At 60.2% G+C, this 14,438-nt stretch carries 8 protein-coding genes and 2 pseudogenes; 5 read left to right on the top strand and 5 right to left on the bottom strand.

Annotated features, from left to right (window positions below; genetic code table 11):
- Positions 1–178 precede the first annotated feature (178 nt).
- The 3 genes from ACVWSC_RS12415 to ACVWSC_RS12405 all read left to right on the top strand — a co-directional run bounded on the left by ACVWSC_RS12415 (position 179) and on the right by ACVWSC_RS12405 (position 6,566).
- Complete coding sequence (locus ACVWSC_RS12415; protein ID WP_442113924.1) at positions 179–2,425, top strand: FepA family TonB-dependent siderophore receptor; 2,247 nt, start codon at positions 179–181, stop codon at positions 2,423–2,425.
- A gap of 235 nt (positions 2,426–2,660) precedes the next feature.
- Positions 2,661–3,272 carry a response regulator gene (locus tag ACVWSC_RS12410; RefSeq protein ID WP_442113923.1) on the top strand — a complete coding sequence of 204 codons (612 nt, stop codon included), beginning with the start codon at positions 2,661–2,663 and terminating at the stop codon, positions 3,270–3,272.
- Between the two features lie 6 nt (positions 3,273–3,278).
- Positions 3,279–6,566, top strand: coding sequence for a transporter substrate-binding domain-containing protein (locus tag ACVWSC_RS12405; RefSeq protein ID WP_442113922.1), 3,288 nt, complete (start codon positions 3,279–3,281; stop codon positions 6,564–6,566).
- Positions 6,567–6,602: 36 nt separating this feature from the next.
- Here ACVWSC_RS12405 and ACVWSC_RS12400 read toward each other — a convergent pair.
- The 3 genes and pseudogenes from ACVWSC_RS12400 to gntR form a co-directional block, all read right to left on the bottom strand.
- Positions 6,603–7,031: pseudogene (locus tag ACVWSC_RS12400) on the bottom strand (methyl-accepting chemotaxis protein); the annotation flags it as partial.
- 108 nt (positions 7,032–7,139) lie between these two features.
- Positions 7,140–7,817 (bottom strand): annotated as a pseudogene (locus ACVWSC_RS12395) (PAS domain-containing protein); the annotation flags it as partial.
- A gap of 252 nt (positions 7,818–8,069) precedes the next feature.
- The gene (gntR, locus tag ACVWSC_RS12390; RefSeq protein ID WP_442113921.1) at positions 8,070–9,089 is read right to left on the bottom strand and encodes an HTH-type transcriptional regulator GntR; all 1,020 of its coding nucleotides are present in this window, start codon (positions 9,087–9,089) and stop codon (positions 8,070–8,072) included.
- A 207-nt stretch (positions 9,090–9,296) separates the two neighbouring features.
- On the opposite strand from gntR, the gene ACVWSC_RS12385 reads away from it, so the two are divergent.
- Both ACVWSC_RS12385 and ACVWSC_RS12380 read left to right on the top strand, forming a co-directional pair.
- On the top strand, positions 9,297–9,836 hold the full coding sequence (locus tag ACVWSC_RS12385) for a gluconokinase (RefSeq protein WP_442113920.1): 540 nt from the start codon (positions 9,297–9,299) through the stop codon (positions 9,834–9,836).
- A gap of 97 nt (positions 9,837–9,933) precedes the next feature.
- Positions 9,934–11,286 carry a GntP family permease gene (locus tag ACVWSC_RS12380; RefSeq protein ID WP_442113919.1) on the top strand — a complete coding sequence of 451 codons (1,353 nt, stop codon included), beginning with the start codon at positions 9,934–9,936 and terminating at the stop codon, positions 11,284–11,286.
- Between the two features lie 93 nt (positions 11,287–11,379).
- Here the strand turns inward: ACVWSC_RS12380 and yiaY are convergent, their stop codons facing one another.
- Together yiaY and ilvA are read right to left on the bottom strand one after the other, a co-directional pair.
- On the bottom strand, positions 11,380–12,528 hold the full coding sequence (gene yiaY, locus ACVWSC_RS12375) for an L-threonine dehydrogenase (RefSeq protein ID WP_442113918.1): 1,149 nt from the start codon (positions 12,526–12,528) through the stop codon (positions 11,380–11,382).
- Positions 12,529–12,610: 82 nt separating this feature from the next.
- Positions 12,611–14,173, bottom strand: a complete 1,563-nt coding sequence (ilvA, locus tag ACVWSC_RS12370) for a threonine ammonia-lyase, biosynthetic (protein WP_442113917.1) — start codon at positions 14,171–14,173, stop codon at positions 12,611–12,613.
- Positions 14,174–14,438 lie beyond the last annotated feature (265 nt).

Below are 14,438 nucleotides of genomic sequence, written 5' to 3'. Positions count from 1 at the left end.
CTCCTGCATCCGGCCCGCTCCCACCTCCGATTTAGAGCCTGCGCCGCCGAATCGTTAATATTTTATTTTCGCTTCGAAGGCTTTACACGCAAATGCTAATCCTTATCATTCTCGACGCCTGAAGCGAGGGCTGCCTGCTGCACGCCCCGCTCACCCTTTGTTCAAGGAGATTTTTGACATGGCGTCGCGCTTCACCCTCAGCCCCTTGAGTATTGCCTTGCTGGCAACACTGGGCTCCCCGAGTCTCTACGCAGCCGAACTGCAGCCGCAGCCTGATGAAGTTCAGATTCAACCAACCGACCTGCCGGTTGCCGGCAGCCGGCAGGCCATCGAGCTGGAAAATACCCGCGTGTTGGGCACCGCCGAAGAAGAGCTCAAACAAGCGCCCGGGGTCTCGATCATTACCGCTGAAGACATCCAGCGGCGCCCACCGGTCAATGACCTGTCGGACATCATCCGCCGCGAGCCCGGGGTCAATCTCACGGGCAACAGTAGCAGCGGCGCCCGGGGTAACAACCGCCAGATCGACCTGCGCGGTATGGGCCCGGAAAACACCTTGATCCTGATCGACGGCAAGCCTTCGACCTCGCGCAACGCCGTGCGCTATGGCTGGAGTGGCGACCGTGACACCCGTGGCGAAACCAACTGGGTACCGGCTGAAGAAGTCGAGCGCATCGAGATCCTGCGCGGGCCGGCCGCCGCACGCTACGGCTCCGGGGCCATGGGCGGGGTGGTAAACATCATCACCAAGCGCCCGACCGAGCAACTGCGCGGAGCCATGACCCTGTACACGCTGTTCCCCGAAGACGATGCCGAAGGCACTGGCAAACGCGTCAACTTCAGCCTCAGCGGACCACTGACCGATAGCCTGGCCTTTCGCGTCTACGCCAACCTGAACAAAACCGACGCCGATGACATGAGCATCAACTCGGCACACCAGGCCTATGAAGAATCCTTGATGGCCGGCCGTGAAGGCGTGCGCAACAAAGACATCAACGGCCTGCTGAGCTGGAAAATCGATCCGGCCAATATCCTTGAGCTGGAATCGAGCTACAGCCGTCAGGGCAACATCTTTGCCGGTGACACCATGCTCAACGCGGGTGGCGAGTTCGTTGAAAGCCAGGTTGGCAAGGAAACCAACGTTATGCAGCGCTCCAGTTTCGCCGCGACCCATCGCGGCGACTATGACTGGGGCACTTCAACTGCATCGCTGTCGTATGACTTGACCCGCAACGACCGCCTCAACGAAGGCCTCGCCGGTTGGGGCGAAGGCGCCCCGTCGGGTGGCGCCGGGCGCTTTGAATCGCGCCTGCGCAATACGCGCGCCAGCGGTGAAATCAATCTGCCGCTGAGTAGCGGTTTCGAGCAGGTGCTGACCCTGGGCGGCGAGTACCTCTACGAGTCGCTCAACGACCCCGGTTCGCTGCGTCCACAAAGCTACGATCCCGGTGCCGAACTGCCTGGCTTCGACCGCACCCAAACCAAATCCACCGCCCGCAGCTTTGCCCTGTACGTCGAGGACAACATCGAAGTCGGGCAAAACACCGTGATCACCCCGGGTGTGCGCTATGACCATCACGAAGACTTCGGCAGCAACTGGAGCCCGAGCCTGAACGCCTCGTATCAAATCACTGAAGCGCTGAGCCTCAAGGGCGGCATCGCCCGCGCCTACAAAACCCCGAACCTGTACCAGGCCAACCCCAACTACCTGCTCTACAGCCGTGGCGGTGGCTGCAACAGCAGCGAGACCAACATCGGTGGCTGCTACCTGTTGGGCAACGCCAACCTCGACCCGGAAACCAGTGTCAACAAAGAGCTGGGCCTGGCGTACGACAAAGGTAACTGGCGCACCAGCGCCACCTACTTTCGCAACGACTACAAGAACAAGATCGAAGCTGGTAACCAGGCCTTGTTCCGCCTGCCCAACGGCCGTCGCATCCTGCGCTGGGAGAACACCGGCAAGGCGTTGGTGCAAGGCGTGGAAGGCAACCTGTTCATTGCGCTCACCCCCAGCCTGGACTGGAACACCAACTTCACCTACATGATCGACTCCGAAGACAAGAACACCGGCGAACCGCTGAGTATCATCCCCGAGTACACGGTCAACTCCACCCTGGACTGGAATGCCACCGACAAGCTCTCGTTCCAGCTCAATGGCACCTACTATGGCAAGCAGGAGGCCCCCAGCTACAACGCCCGGGCCAACGAAGCGCTTGATCCGAAGGTCCGCAAAGAGGTTGACCCCTATGGGTTGATGGGTATCAGCAGCGGCTACGCCTTCAATAAAAACCTGAACGTGCGGATAGGCGTCAACAACCTGTTTGACAAGCGCCTGTATCGCGAAGGTAACGCCGATGAAGCCGGCGCCCTGACCTATAACGAAGCCGGACGAGCCTATTACGCGTCCATTACCACTTCATTCTAACTAAGCCACTGTGGCGCGCCGCTCGATGGCTTGCGGCCGCGCCTGGCTTCACCCTGAATGCCCCGCTTAAATGTAGGAATTTACTTCAAAAGCCATGCATTAATTCAACACGATCACGTTCCCCGTACTATCGTTCCTTGAATCGACGTATCGTTTGCGCCTTTCCCATCCTGCCACCAGGCGCACTCCTGAATGATTCAGGAATTTGCTTACATACTCGACAAGGAGCTGAACATTGACCTCGGTCTTGATTGTTGATGACCACGCTACCGTACGCTTTGCCTTGCGCATGTTGCTCGAACGTGAACGCTTCCATGTCATTGGTGAAGTGCATGATGGTGAGGTGGCAACGCAGGTGGCGCGGCAATTGCGTCCTGATGTCGTGATCCTCGATATCGGCTTGCCGGGTATTGACGGCCTGAGTGTAATGAAGCGATTGCGTATGCTTGAACCGCCTCCACGCATCCTGGTGCTCAGCGGACAACCCCCCGAACTGTTTGCCCGGCGCTGCCTTGACGGCGGAGCTTCAGCCTTCGTGCGCAAGGACGAAGACCTCGAGGCATTGATATTTGCACTCAAAGCCATGATCAAGGGTTACTCGATCTTTCCTGAACTGTCGACACAAAGCGGCCCGTTACTCAGCGAACAGCAGCGCCTGGAGAAACTGTCTGACCAGGAATTCGCGGTGTTACGCCTGCTGGTTGAAGGGTGGTCAAACAATGTGATCGCCGAGCGTATGCACTTGAGTGCGAAAACCGTCAGCACCTACAAAACCCGAATTTTGGAAAAGCTGGAGATCAAATCGCTGGTTGAACTGATCCACCTGTCAGAACGTCATGACATTTAAGCCACCATGAAGCCATTCAGGTGCATTGCACTTAGCTGCCTGCTGAGCCTGCAGGCACTTCCCGCCCAGGCGATTGATGTCGGTGAGCAGCGCCAGTTATTGGCCCGTTCGATCAGCAGCAGCGCCGCGCTGACGCTGTCGGCCGAAGACCGCAACTGGCTCAGGCACGAACAGCACCTGATACTCGGTACCACCGTGCCGGACTACCCGCCGTTCGATATCAACATCAGCGATCACGGCTATGAAGGCCTGACTGCCGACTACGCCGGACTGATCAGCGAATTGTTGGGCATTCCCATCAAGGTCAGGCGCTTTGCTCACCGCAGCCAGGCGATTGCTGCACTGCATGAAGGCAAGATCGACCTGCTCGGCAGTTCCAATGCCTTCGAGGCGGCCGACGCGCAATTGGTGCTGAGCCACCCCTACACCGATGATCAGGCGGTAATCGCCATCGGCGCAGGCAAAACCCTGGGGCTTAACGACAAGCTGCAAGGGCTACGCCTGGCAATGGTCGATCATTACCTGCCCACTTCGGCGGTGAGCGCGTTGTACCCGCAGGCGCAGCTGCAACTGTACAACTCCAATCTGGCCGGTTTGTCGGCCGTGTCGCTGGGCCAGGCCGATGCTTTTCTTGGCGATGCGCTGAGCAGTGACTACCTGATTACCCGTGTTTTCCGCGACAGCGTGCAGATCGAGCACTTCATCAAGGACTTGCGCGGCACCTTCGCCTTTGCCGCGTCCCGCGACAACCCGACACTGCTGCGTCTGGTCAATCAGGCCCTGGACCGTATCGGCGACAATGATCGTCTGAACATCCTGCGCCGCTGGACCAGCGGAAGCACACGCAGCCTGCTCAATCGCGGCAACTTGAGCCTGAGTGCTGCCGAACGCACCTGGATCGAGCAACACCCCAAAGTCCGTGTGGCGGTCAACACCTATTTTGCACCCATCACCTTTTACGATGACCAGAAGCAGTTTCGCGGTATCGCCGCCGATGTCCTCGAGCAGATTGGTCTGCGTACTGGCCTGAAGTTCGACATTCAAACCGCCGACACCGTGGCACAGATGATTCAACTGGTCGAACAAGGCCAGGCCGATATTGCTGCGGCGCTGCCACCCACCCTGGAGCGTGAGCGCACGTTGCGTTTCACCCGCCCCTACCTGGTTACACCGCGGGTTCTGGTCACCCGCAGCGATAACCATGACCTGCGCAGCAGTGCCCACCTCAGCGGCGTGCGCATGGCCTCGATACGCGACTTCGTACCGATCAAAGAAGAACTGCGCCAACGCTTTCCGCAGATGACCCTGGTTGAAGTCGATGATCCATTGTCAATGATGGAGGCTGTGGCCCAAGGCAAGGCCGATGTTGCACTCAGTACGCAAACCAATGCCGATTACTTCGTCAGCCGTATGTTCAAAGACCGCCTGCAGATCGCCTCGATCTACGGCGACCAACCCGGCGTTGCCTCGTTTGCCGTCGCCCGTGACGCCAAGCTGCTGCATTCGATACTCAACAAGGTGCTGCTCAGCATCCCGCCCGACGAAATGGCCGAGCTGACCGGCCGCTGGCGCACCAACGCGCTGATCAGCGACAGCCTCTGGTACAACGACCGTGGGTTGATCCTGCAGATCCTGCTGGGTGCAGCCGGGCTGATCGCGGCAGTGATTTTCTGGAACCGCTACCTGCGCCGGCTGATCCGTGAACGTAGCGACGCCGAACAGGCCCTGCAACATGAGCTGGCTTTCAGCAAGCGTCTGCTTGAAGAACTGCGTCTGGCCAAAGAGCAAGCCGAGGACGCCAGCCGGGCCAAAAGTACCTTCCTGGCGACCATGAGCCATGAAATCCGCACGCCCATGAACGCCGTCATCGGCCTGCTCGAGCTGGCCGTCAAAGATGCTGAACAAGGCCGCGCCGACCGCAACGCCCTACAAGTGGCTTTTGAGTCAGCCAACGGCCTGCTCGAACTGATCGGTGACATTCTGGATATCGCCCGTATCGAATCCGGGCGCATGACCCTGGCGCCGCAAGCGACCGACCTGGTTGCCCTGGTCAATGCCACCGTTCGGGTGTTCGAAGGCAACGCCAGACTCAAAGGCCTGGTCCTGACCAGCGACGTGCCAGCAGGCTCGAGCCTGGTAACGGTGGACGCGCTGCGGCTCAAGCAGATCCTGTCGAATCTGATCAGCAACGCGATCAAATTCACCGAGCAAGGCCGTATCACGGTGAGCCTGCGACTCGACGCCGATGCGCCAGGCCGGCTGCGCACCACGCTTACGGTCGAAGACACGGGCATTGGCATCAGCGCGCAAGACCAGCAACGCCTGTTCCAGCATTTTTCCCAGGTCGGTGCGCAGACAGAACGCCAGGGTACCGGCCTGGGCCTGATGATCAGCCGGACCCTATGTGAACTGATGGGCGGGCAATTAACCCTGCACAGCACCCTGCACCAGGGCACCTGCGTCCGGGTTACGCTGACCTTACCGCTGGCCGAGCCAATCCCAGAGATGTCCAGCAAACCGGCCAGCGCAGAGGGCAGCATGGCGGCACAGTCGATTCTGGTGGTCGACGACTACCCTGCCAACCTGATGCTGATTGAGCGTCAGCTCAGTATGCTGGGTCACCGGGTCAGCCAAGCCAGCGACGGCCAGCAAGCATTGACGCTGTGGCAGCAAGGTCAGTTCGATACGGTGATCACCGATTGTCATATGCCCGGCATGGACGGCCATCAACTGGCCCGCCAGATCCGCGCCCTGGAGCACCAGCAGCAAAAAACGCCCTGCCTGATTCTTGGCCTGACCGCCAACGCCCAGGCCCAGGAGCGAGAACAATGCCTGGCCAGCGGCATGAACGACTGTCTGTTCAAACCGATCGGCCTGGCTGAACTACGCCGTCACCTGCAAGCCGATATCACCCAACCCGAACTTCTGCCAAATACAGTTGAAGACGCTCACGCCAGTGGCTTTGACATCGACAACCTGAAGTACCTGACCAAGGATGATCCCAATCTGATACGTCGGTTGATCGACGAGCTGGCGCGCAGCAACCACGAAGACCTCAATGCCTTGCGCGCCTTGGGCCCGAACCCTTCGCGCGAGGGGCTGCGCGCGCTCGCCCATCGGATCAAAGGTGGGGCGAAAATGCTCAAGGCACGCGGTGTAGTGCGCAACTGCGAAGCGCTGGAGCAAGCCAGCCTCGGCGATGCCAGCGACAACCATCTCAAGGCTCTGCTAGACACGCTGGAACAAAGCTTGCTGAACCTGGACCAGCAATTGCGCCAACCCGCCACGCAGTAGCCAGGCTGGCGCTACTGCGCGTGCCCTTCAATGCGCTCAGTGCAACTGCAAGGTCGAGTTGATCTGGCTGATGGCGTCTACCACATGTTGCGCACCCTGCTGTATCTCGAGGATCACCTCGCCGGCTTCATTGGCCAGTTCCACGCCGATGCCAGTGCGACTCAAGCTCGACTGCATGCTGGCCACAGCGGTCAACGACAGGTCGTGGTTCTGACGCACCACTTCGACAATTTCCAGGGTTGCCTGACTGGTACGTGCCGCCAGGTTGCGTACTTCATCGGCCACCACCGCAAAACCTCGTCCGTGCTCACCCGCGCGCGCCGCTTCGATAGCGGCATTGAGGGCCAGGAGGTTGGTCTGGTCGGCGATCCCGCGGATGGTCTGAACAATCTGGCCGATGACCTCCGACTGCTTGCTCACCGCATCGATACTGCGTGCGGCCGCGTTGAGGTTGCACGAAATTTCCTCAATGACCTGCACGGTTTGTTGCACCACCTGAGAACCTTTGCGGGCACAGGCATCATTCTGCATCGAGGTGGTATGGGCGGCCTCGGCGGCGGTTTGCTGGGTGCAGACCTGGGAGGTGATGTCACTGGCAAACTTCACAACCTTGTAAAGTTGGCCGCGGGTGTCAAAGATCGGGTTGTACGAGGCTTCGAGGTAAACCATCTGCCCTAGCTTGTTGACCCGTTCGAAGCGATGGGAATGGTATTCGCCGCGGTTGAGTGAAGCCCAGAACGCCTTGTAAGCCGCCGATTCACTTTCACTCTTGTGGCAAAACAGGCTGTGATGCTGGCCGACGATCTCGTCGTGACGATAACGCATGGTGTCGAGAAAGTTCTGGTTGGCCTTGATCACTTTACCTTGCGGGGTGAACTCGATAACCGCCATTGAACGACTGATGGCTTTGATCAGGCTGTCACTTTCATGCTCGTCTTTTACCCGCGTGGTGATATCGGACGCCACTTTTATCACGCTGACCACTTCTTGCCCGGGCCCCAGCACCGGCATGTAGCTGGCTTCCAGCCACAACTGGCGACCTTGCTGATCAACCCGTTCGAACGTGCCGCTGCGTGCTTCGCCGCGTGCCAGCCCGTGCCATAACTGCCGGTACGCGTCGCTATTGGCGTAATCCTTGTCACAAAAAATCCGGTGGTGCTTACCGCGAATCTGCTCAAGGCTGTAGCCGGTGACCTTACAGAAGTTATCGTTGGCGTCCAGAATAATCCCGTCCGGGCTGAACTCGATCATCGCCATAGAGCGGCTGATGGCGGCGAGTTTGGCGTTGATGCCTGCCAGAGCCCGATTGCACTGCTCAATCTCTGCCAAATCCGACTTGCGATGAAAATCGAACATAAAACGCCCTCCACGCCCAGGTGTTGCTGAGCATAGATTGCCGTTGACGCCGCGCAAGCCGATTGCTTGCTGTAGGAGCGGGCTTGCCCCGCGATAGCGATTTATCAGTCACATCGCCTCGCGGGGCAAGCCCGCTCCTACCAGGATTTAGCTGCTTTCACGCACCACCAATTCGAACCCCAAGTCCTGATTGTGCGCAGTCCTCCGCTTACCATCGAGCAAGCCCAGCAATGCCTGCGCCGCGCAACGGCCAATGGCTGCACGCGGGGTACGGATCGAAGTCAGACGCGGCACCATGTGTGCCGAAGCCGGAAGGTCGTTGAAACCAACCATCGCCACCTGCTCCGGCACCTTAACCCCCAGGCGCAGGGCTTCAAGAATGGCACCTTGGGCCAGGTCGTCGTTACAGAAGAAAATCCCGTCGACATCGCCCTGTTGCGCCAGTAACTGCCTGAACAATTCACCGCCCAAGGCAATCGATGACGGCTGTGGCGACAGCAGTTGCAGCTCACTGGCATAGCGGCCAGCCGCAACCAGGGCTTGAGTGAAACCTTCGGCCCGCTGCATCACCCGCGGATCGAGCTGCGCAGCGATAAAGCCCAAGCGCTGGCAACCCCGCTCAAGCAAATGATGCGCCGCCGCCGCACCGGCCTGCTGCTGGGAAAACCCCACCGACATGCCCTGCTCCGCCTGCCCCAGCTCCATCATGTGCACACACGGGACGCCACTGGCGCTGAGCATCTGCTTGGACGCCTCGCTGCGGTCGAAACCGGTGAGCAGCATGCCGCGCGGCTGGTAGGCCAGGTAGTTACGGATCAGGTTCTCTTCTTCGGCGATATCGTAGTGATAGTTACCGATCAACACCTCGAGCCCACGCGGGCGCATAACTTCATGCACCGCCTCCAGGGTCTCGATGAACAACTGGTTGGACAGCGACGGAATCAGCACCACGATCGACTCGCTCTGCGCCGAGGCCAGTGCCCGCGCGGCCGGGTTGGCCACATAACCCAAGGCTGTTGCGGCCTGCTTGACCTTCTCGACCAGCTCGGGCGCCACCGTGCTGACACCGCGCAAGGCACGCGAAGCAGTGATCGGGGAAACCCCGGAAAGCCTGGCCACTTCAGCCAGAGTGGGACGACCGGTAGTACGAGAGCCGATGCGGGTCATGGGGAATTTTATTTTCGACTTGCAAAGAATGGGGAACGGGCACTAAGGTAGCGCTGTCTCAGAGCACAGGCAATGCATAACTGCAGGTGAGCTGAAATGAGCACCCACACTGCTGAATACAAGATCAATAACATCCGGGTAAGACGCGTCCGAGGCGTAAGCAGCCTCGTGCAAAGATAGCGCTATCTTGCCCTGCAGGAGGTACCGATGAACCCACCCCTCTCCGCGATCGTGGTCATGGGCGTAGCAGGCTGCGGCAAAAGCTACGTTGGTGCCGCCATTGCCGGCTTAAGCGGCGGTCGCCTGATTGAAGGCGATGATTTCCACCCGACCGCCAACATTCAGAAAATGAGTGCCGGTATACCCTTGGACGATGACGACCGTGCCGGTTGGCTGATTCGTCTGGGTGAAGAACTGCAAGCCACCCTCAAGCACGGCGAACGGCCGATCCTCACCTGCTCTGCCCTGAAAAAGCGCTACCGCGACACCTTGCGCCACGCCGTGCCCGACCTGGGCTTCGTGTTCCTTGACCTGACCCCTGAAGAAGCCAGCCGCCGGGTCCTTGCCCGCCCCGGGCACTTCATGCCGGCCAGCCTGATCGCCAGCCAGTTCGCCACCCTTGAGCGCCCCAATGGCGAAGCCCTGACCTTACCGCTGGACGCCACCTTGCCGGTCGAACAACTGGCGATCCAGGTCGATCTGTGGCTAAAGCCCTGCGGTGAGCCGGTGCTGGCGCGAACGGCCTGACCAGGCGGTTTTCCGGCTCACCAAAGATAGCGCTGTCTCAAGCACTGATTGCTGTAAACGTTACGCCCACAACAATGACAAAACGAGGCACTGAACCATGTTTGGTTTGGCAACTGATACCTACCTGCTGCTCGATGCAGTGGTCACCATCATCGGCCTGGTGCTGCTGATCACCCATTTCAAAGTCCACCCCTTCGTCGCCTTGACCCTGGCCGCCGGTTTCCTCGGCCTGACCTCGGGCATGCCCGTGGCCAAAGTCATGAAATCCTTCCAGGACGGCTTTGGCGGCGTGCTGGGGTTTGTCGGCATTGTCCTGGCGCTCGGCACCATGCTCGGCAAGCTGATGGCCGATTCAGGCGGGGCCGATCAGATCGCGCAAACGCTGATTCGCGCTTTTGGCAAACAGAAGGTCCACTGGGCGATGATGTTCGCCGCGTTTCTGGTAGGCATTCCGCTGTTCTTCGAAATCGGTTTTGTGCTGTTGATTCCGCTGGTGTTCATCGTCGCCCGACGTTCCGGGGTGTCGCTGATCAAGATCGGCATACCGTTGCTGGCCGGGTTGTCGGTGGTTCACGGCCTGGTGCCACCGCATCCGGGACCGTTGCTGGCGATTGGCATTTTCAATGCTGATATTGGCAAGACCATTTTCTATGGCCTGATCATCGCCCTGCCCACCGCAATCATTGCCGGGCCGCTGTATGGCAACTTCATCTCGCGTTATATCCCGGGCTCACCCTCGCAGGAACTGATGGATCAGATTGCCCGCGAGTCCGATCAGAAAAACCTGCCGAGTTTCAGTATCACGCTGATCACCGTGCTGCTGCCGGTGTTTCTGATGTTGCTGAAAACCTTCGCCGACGTGGTGCTGCCGGCTGAGCACATTGTGCGGCAATGGATGGACCTGATCGGCCACCCGATCACCGCCCTGCTCGCGGCGTTGCTGTTGGCCTTCTACACCTTTGGTGCTGCGCGCGGCTTCTCGCGCCAGCAGATCATGAAACTGCTCGACCAGAGCCTGGCGCCAACGGCGGCGATCATTTTGATCGTCGGTGCCGGTGGTGGCTTCAAACAGATGTTGGTGGACACCGGGGTGGGTAACGTCATTGGCCAGATGGCCGTGCAGGCGCAGATTTCGCCGATCCTGCTGGCCTGGCTGGTAGCGGCGGTAATTCGTATCGCCACCGGCTCGGCGACCGTGGCGACCATTACCGGTGCCGGGATTGTCGCCCCGGTGATCGGCATGATTCCGGGCGTCAACCGTGAACTACTGGTGCTGGCGACAGGCGCTGGCTCGTTGATTCTTTCGCACGTCAACGATGCTGGCTTCTGGCTGGTGAAGCAGTACTTCAACATGACCGTGGCAGAGACCTTCAAGACCTGGAGCATGATGGAGACCATCCTCTCGGTGGTCGGCATCATCTTTATCATGCTCTTGTCGCTAGTGGTCTGACCCGGTAGGAGCGGGCTGTGTGGGAGCGGGCTTGCCCCGCGATAGCGATTTGTCAGTCACATCGCTTCGCGGGGCAAGCCCGCTCCTACGGCGTTACAGGGCAGCCTTGAAAATCGCTTCAATCTCCGCCTGGCTGGCCTCCCGAGGGTTGGTCAGGCCGCACGCATCCTTCAGGGCGTTGCTGGCCAAGACCGGTATATCCGCCTCTTTGGCCCCCAACACCGCCAGACCAGCAGGAATATCGATATCCCGCGACAGTTGCTCAATCGCAGCAATGGCTGCCTCACTGCCCTGCTCTGCACTCAGCCCACTGACGTCTACGCCCATGGCCTTGGCCACATCACGCAGGCGCGCAGCACTGACCTTGGCGTTGAAACGCTGAACATGCGGCAACAACACGGCGTTGCACACGCCATGCGGCAAGTCGTAGAACCCGCCCAACTGGTGCGCCATGGCATGCACGTAGCCCAGCGAAGCATTGTTGAAGGCCATACCGGCGAGGAACTGGGCATAGGCCATGCTTTCGCGCGCCTGCATGTCACTGCCCTCGGCAACCGCCTGACGCAGGCTCTGACTGATCAGCTCGATGGCCTTGATTGCACAGGCATCGGTGATCGGCGTCGCTGCCGTAGACACATAGGCTTCGATGGCGTGGGTCAGCGCATCCATACCGGTAGCGGCGGTCAGGCATTTGGGCATGGCAGCCATCAGCGCCGGGTCGTTGACCGACAGCAATGGGGTAACGTTACGGTCGACGATGGCCATTTTCACGTGGCGCGCTTCGTCGGTGATGATGCAAAAGCGCGTCATTTCGCTGGCGGTACCGGCCGTGGTGTTGATTGCGATCAGCGGCAGTTGCGGCTTGGCCGAACGATCAACGCCCTCGTAGTCGCTGATCTTGCCACCGTTGGTGGCGCACAGGGCAATACCCTTGGCGCAGTCATGCGGCGAGCCGCCGCCCAGGGAGATCACACAGTCGCAGCGTTCACGCTGCAACTGCGCCAGTCCCTGTTCGACGTTGGCGATGCTCGGGTTAGGTTTGGCGCCGTCAAAAATCGATGAGTCAATGTCACGCATCGCCAGCAGTTCGGCGATACGCTCGGCGACCCCGGCCTTGGCCAGCCCGGTGTCGGTGACAATCAGTGCCTTGCGCAATCCGTAGCCGGCGATGGCCGCCATCGCCTCGTCGAGGCAGTCGATGCCCATGATGTTGACGGCAGGGATAAAAAACGTGCTGCTCATGGCGAAACCCTCATGCAAATTTCCATTGCCGTCAGGATCCGCCTCTACGCCCTGCCCCGTGTTGATCTGGGGCAAATCTTGCTCAGCCGAGGAACAGTCGATAGGCCGGGTTGTCAGTTTCGTCCCAGTAGCGATAACCCATTGCATCCAGGGCGGCAGGCAAACTGGCCTGCTCGTCTTCAGGCACCTCCAGCGCGGCGAACACCCGGGCGTCCGCCGCACCATGGTTACGGTAGTGGAACAGGCTGATGTTCCAGCGCTTGCCCAAACGCTCCAAAAAGCCCAGCAAAGCTCCCGGACGCTCGGGAAATTCGAAGCGCAGCACCCGTTCATTCGCACCCGGCCCGGCATGCCCACCCACGGTATGGCGTACGTGCAGCTTGGCCAGTTCGTTGTCGGTCAGGTCGAGTACCTCGTAGCCCTGAGCGCTCAGGCTGGCCAGCAGGCGATCCCGCGGATCGTGCTGCGGGTGGGTCTGCACGCCAACGAACAGCCGCGCTTCTTTGCCCGGGTAGTAGCGGTAGTTGAACTCGGTGATCTGCCGCTTGCCCAGGGCCTGGCAAAAGGCGCGGAAACTGCCCGGCTGCTCGGGGATGGTCACGGCGATGATCGCCTCGCGTTGCTCGCCCAGCTCTGCGCGTTCGGCAACATGGCGCAGGCGGTCGAAGTTGACGTTGGCACCTGAGTCGATGGCGACCAGGGTCTGGCCGCTGACGCCTTCACGGGCCACGTACTTTTTGATTCCCGCCACCGCCAACGCGCCGGACGGCTCGGTGATCGAACGGGTATCGTCGTAGATGTCCTTGATCGCTGCGCACAGTTCATCGTTGCTGACGGTGATGACCTCATCCACATAGTGGCGGCACAGCTCAAAGCAATGCGCACCGATCTGCGCCACCGCCACGCCTTCGGCAAAGCTGCCGACCTGCGGCAACACCACCCGCTCGCCGGCCCGCATGGCGGCCTGCAGGCAATTGGAATCCTGCGGTTCGACTCCGATCACTTTCACTTCAGGGCGCAGGTATTTGACGTACGCCGCGATCCCGGCAATCAGGCCGCCACCACCCACCGGAACGAAGATCGCATCCAGCGCACCCGGCTGCTGGCGGAGGATTTCCATGGCCACCGTGCCCTGTCCGGCGATCACATCCGGGTCGTCAAACGGCGGCACGAAGGTTGCCCCTTCACTGTCCGCCAGTTTCAGCGCGTGGGCCAGGGCATGGGGAAAGCTGTCACCGTGCAGCACCACTTCGCCGCCGCGCGAGCGTACGCCGGCCACTTTCAACTCAGGTGTTGTAGTGGGCATGACGATGGTCGCGCGCATACCCAGTTCGCGTGCTGCCAGGGCCACGCCCTGGGCATGGTTGCCAGCTGAGGCGGTGATGACGCCGCGGGCACGCTGGGCCGGGCTCAAGCGGCTGAGGCGGTTGTAGGCGCCGCGGATCTTGAACGAGAACGTCGGCTGCAGGTCTTCGCGCTTGAGCAGCACCTGGTTAGCCAAGGACTGGGACAATGCGGGCGCCAGTTGCAGCGGCGTCTCGATCGCCAGGTCGTACACCGGTGCAGCAAGAATGCGCCGCACGTAATCGGACAGCAGGTTCGGCGACGCGGACGGTGTGCGAGGGCTAACGGCAAGGCTGGTCATCAGTGACTCCTGGTTTTTTAAAGTGCCCAGGAGAGAGAGAAAGAACCCGCCTCCAGGGCGGGTTCGGTGCAAGTGCTCGCTAGCCCGCCAAAACGATAATGGCGGTAATAATGCTGTGCGCGGGCAACTGCAGGAAGGTATTCATGCCAGCGAAACTAGCGCAGCCCTGCAGGTAAAGTCAAGCCATCGGGTCTGACAACAGCCAAGCCTGATTGGCGTCAATATTCAGTCCTGCGAATTGGACAACCCTGCCTTCTGCTGCTTG

It is taken from the genome of Pseudomonas sp. NUPR-002 (assembly GCF_056322725.1).
The sequence above is the reverse complement of the archived record's forward strand: the minus strand, read 5'-3'. Positions and strand labels throughout refer to the sequence as shown.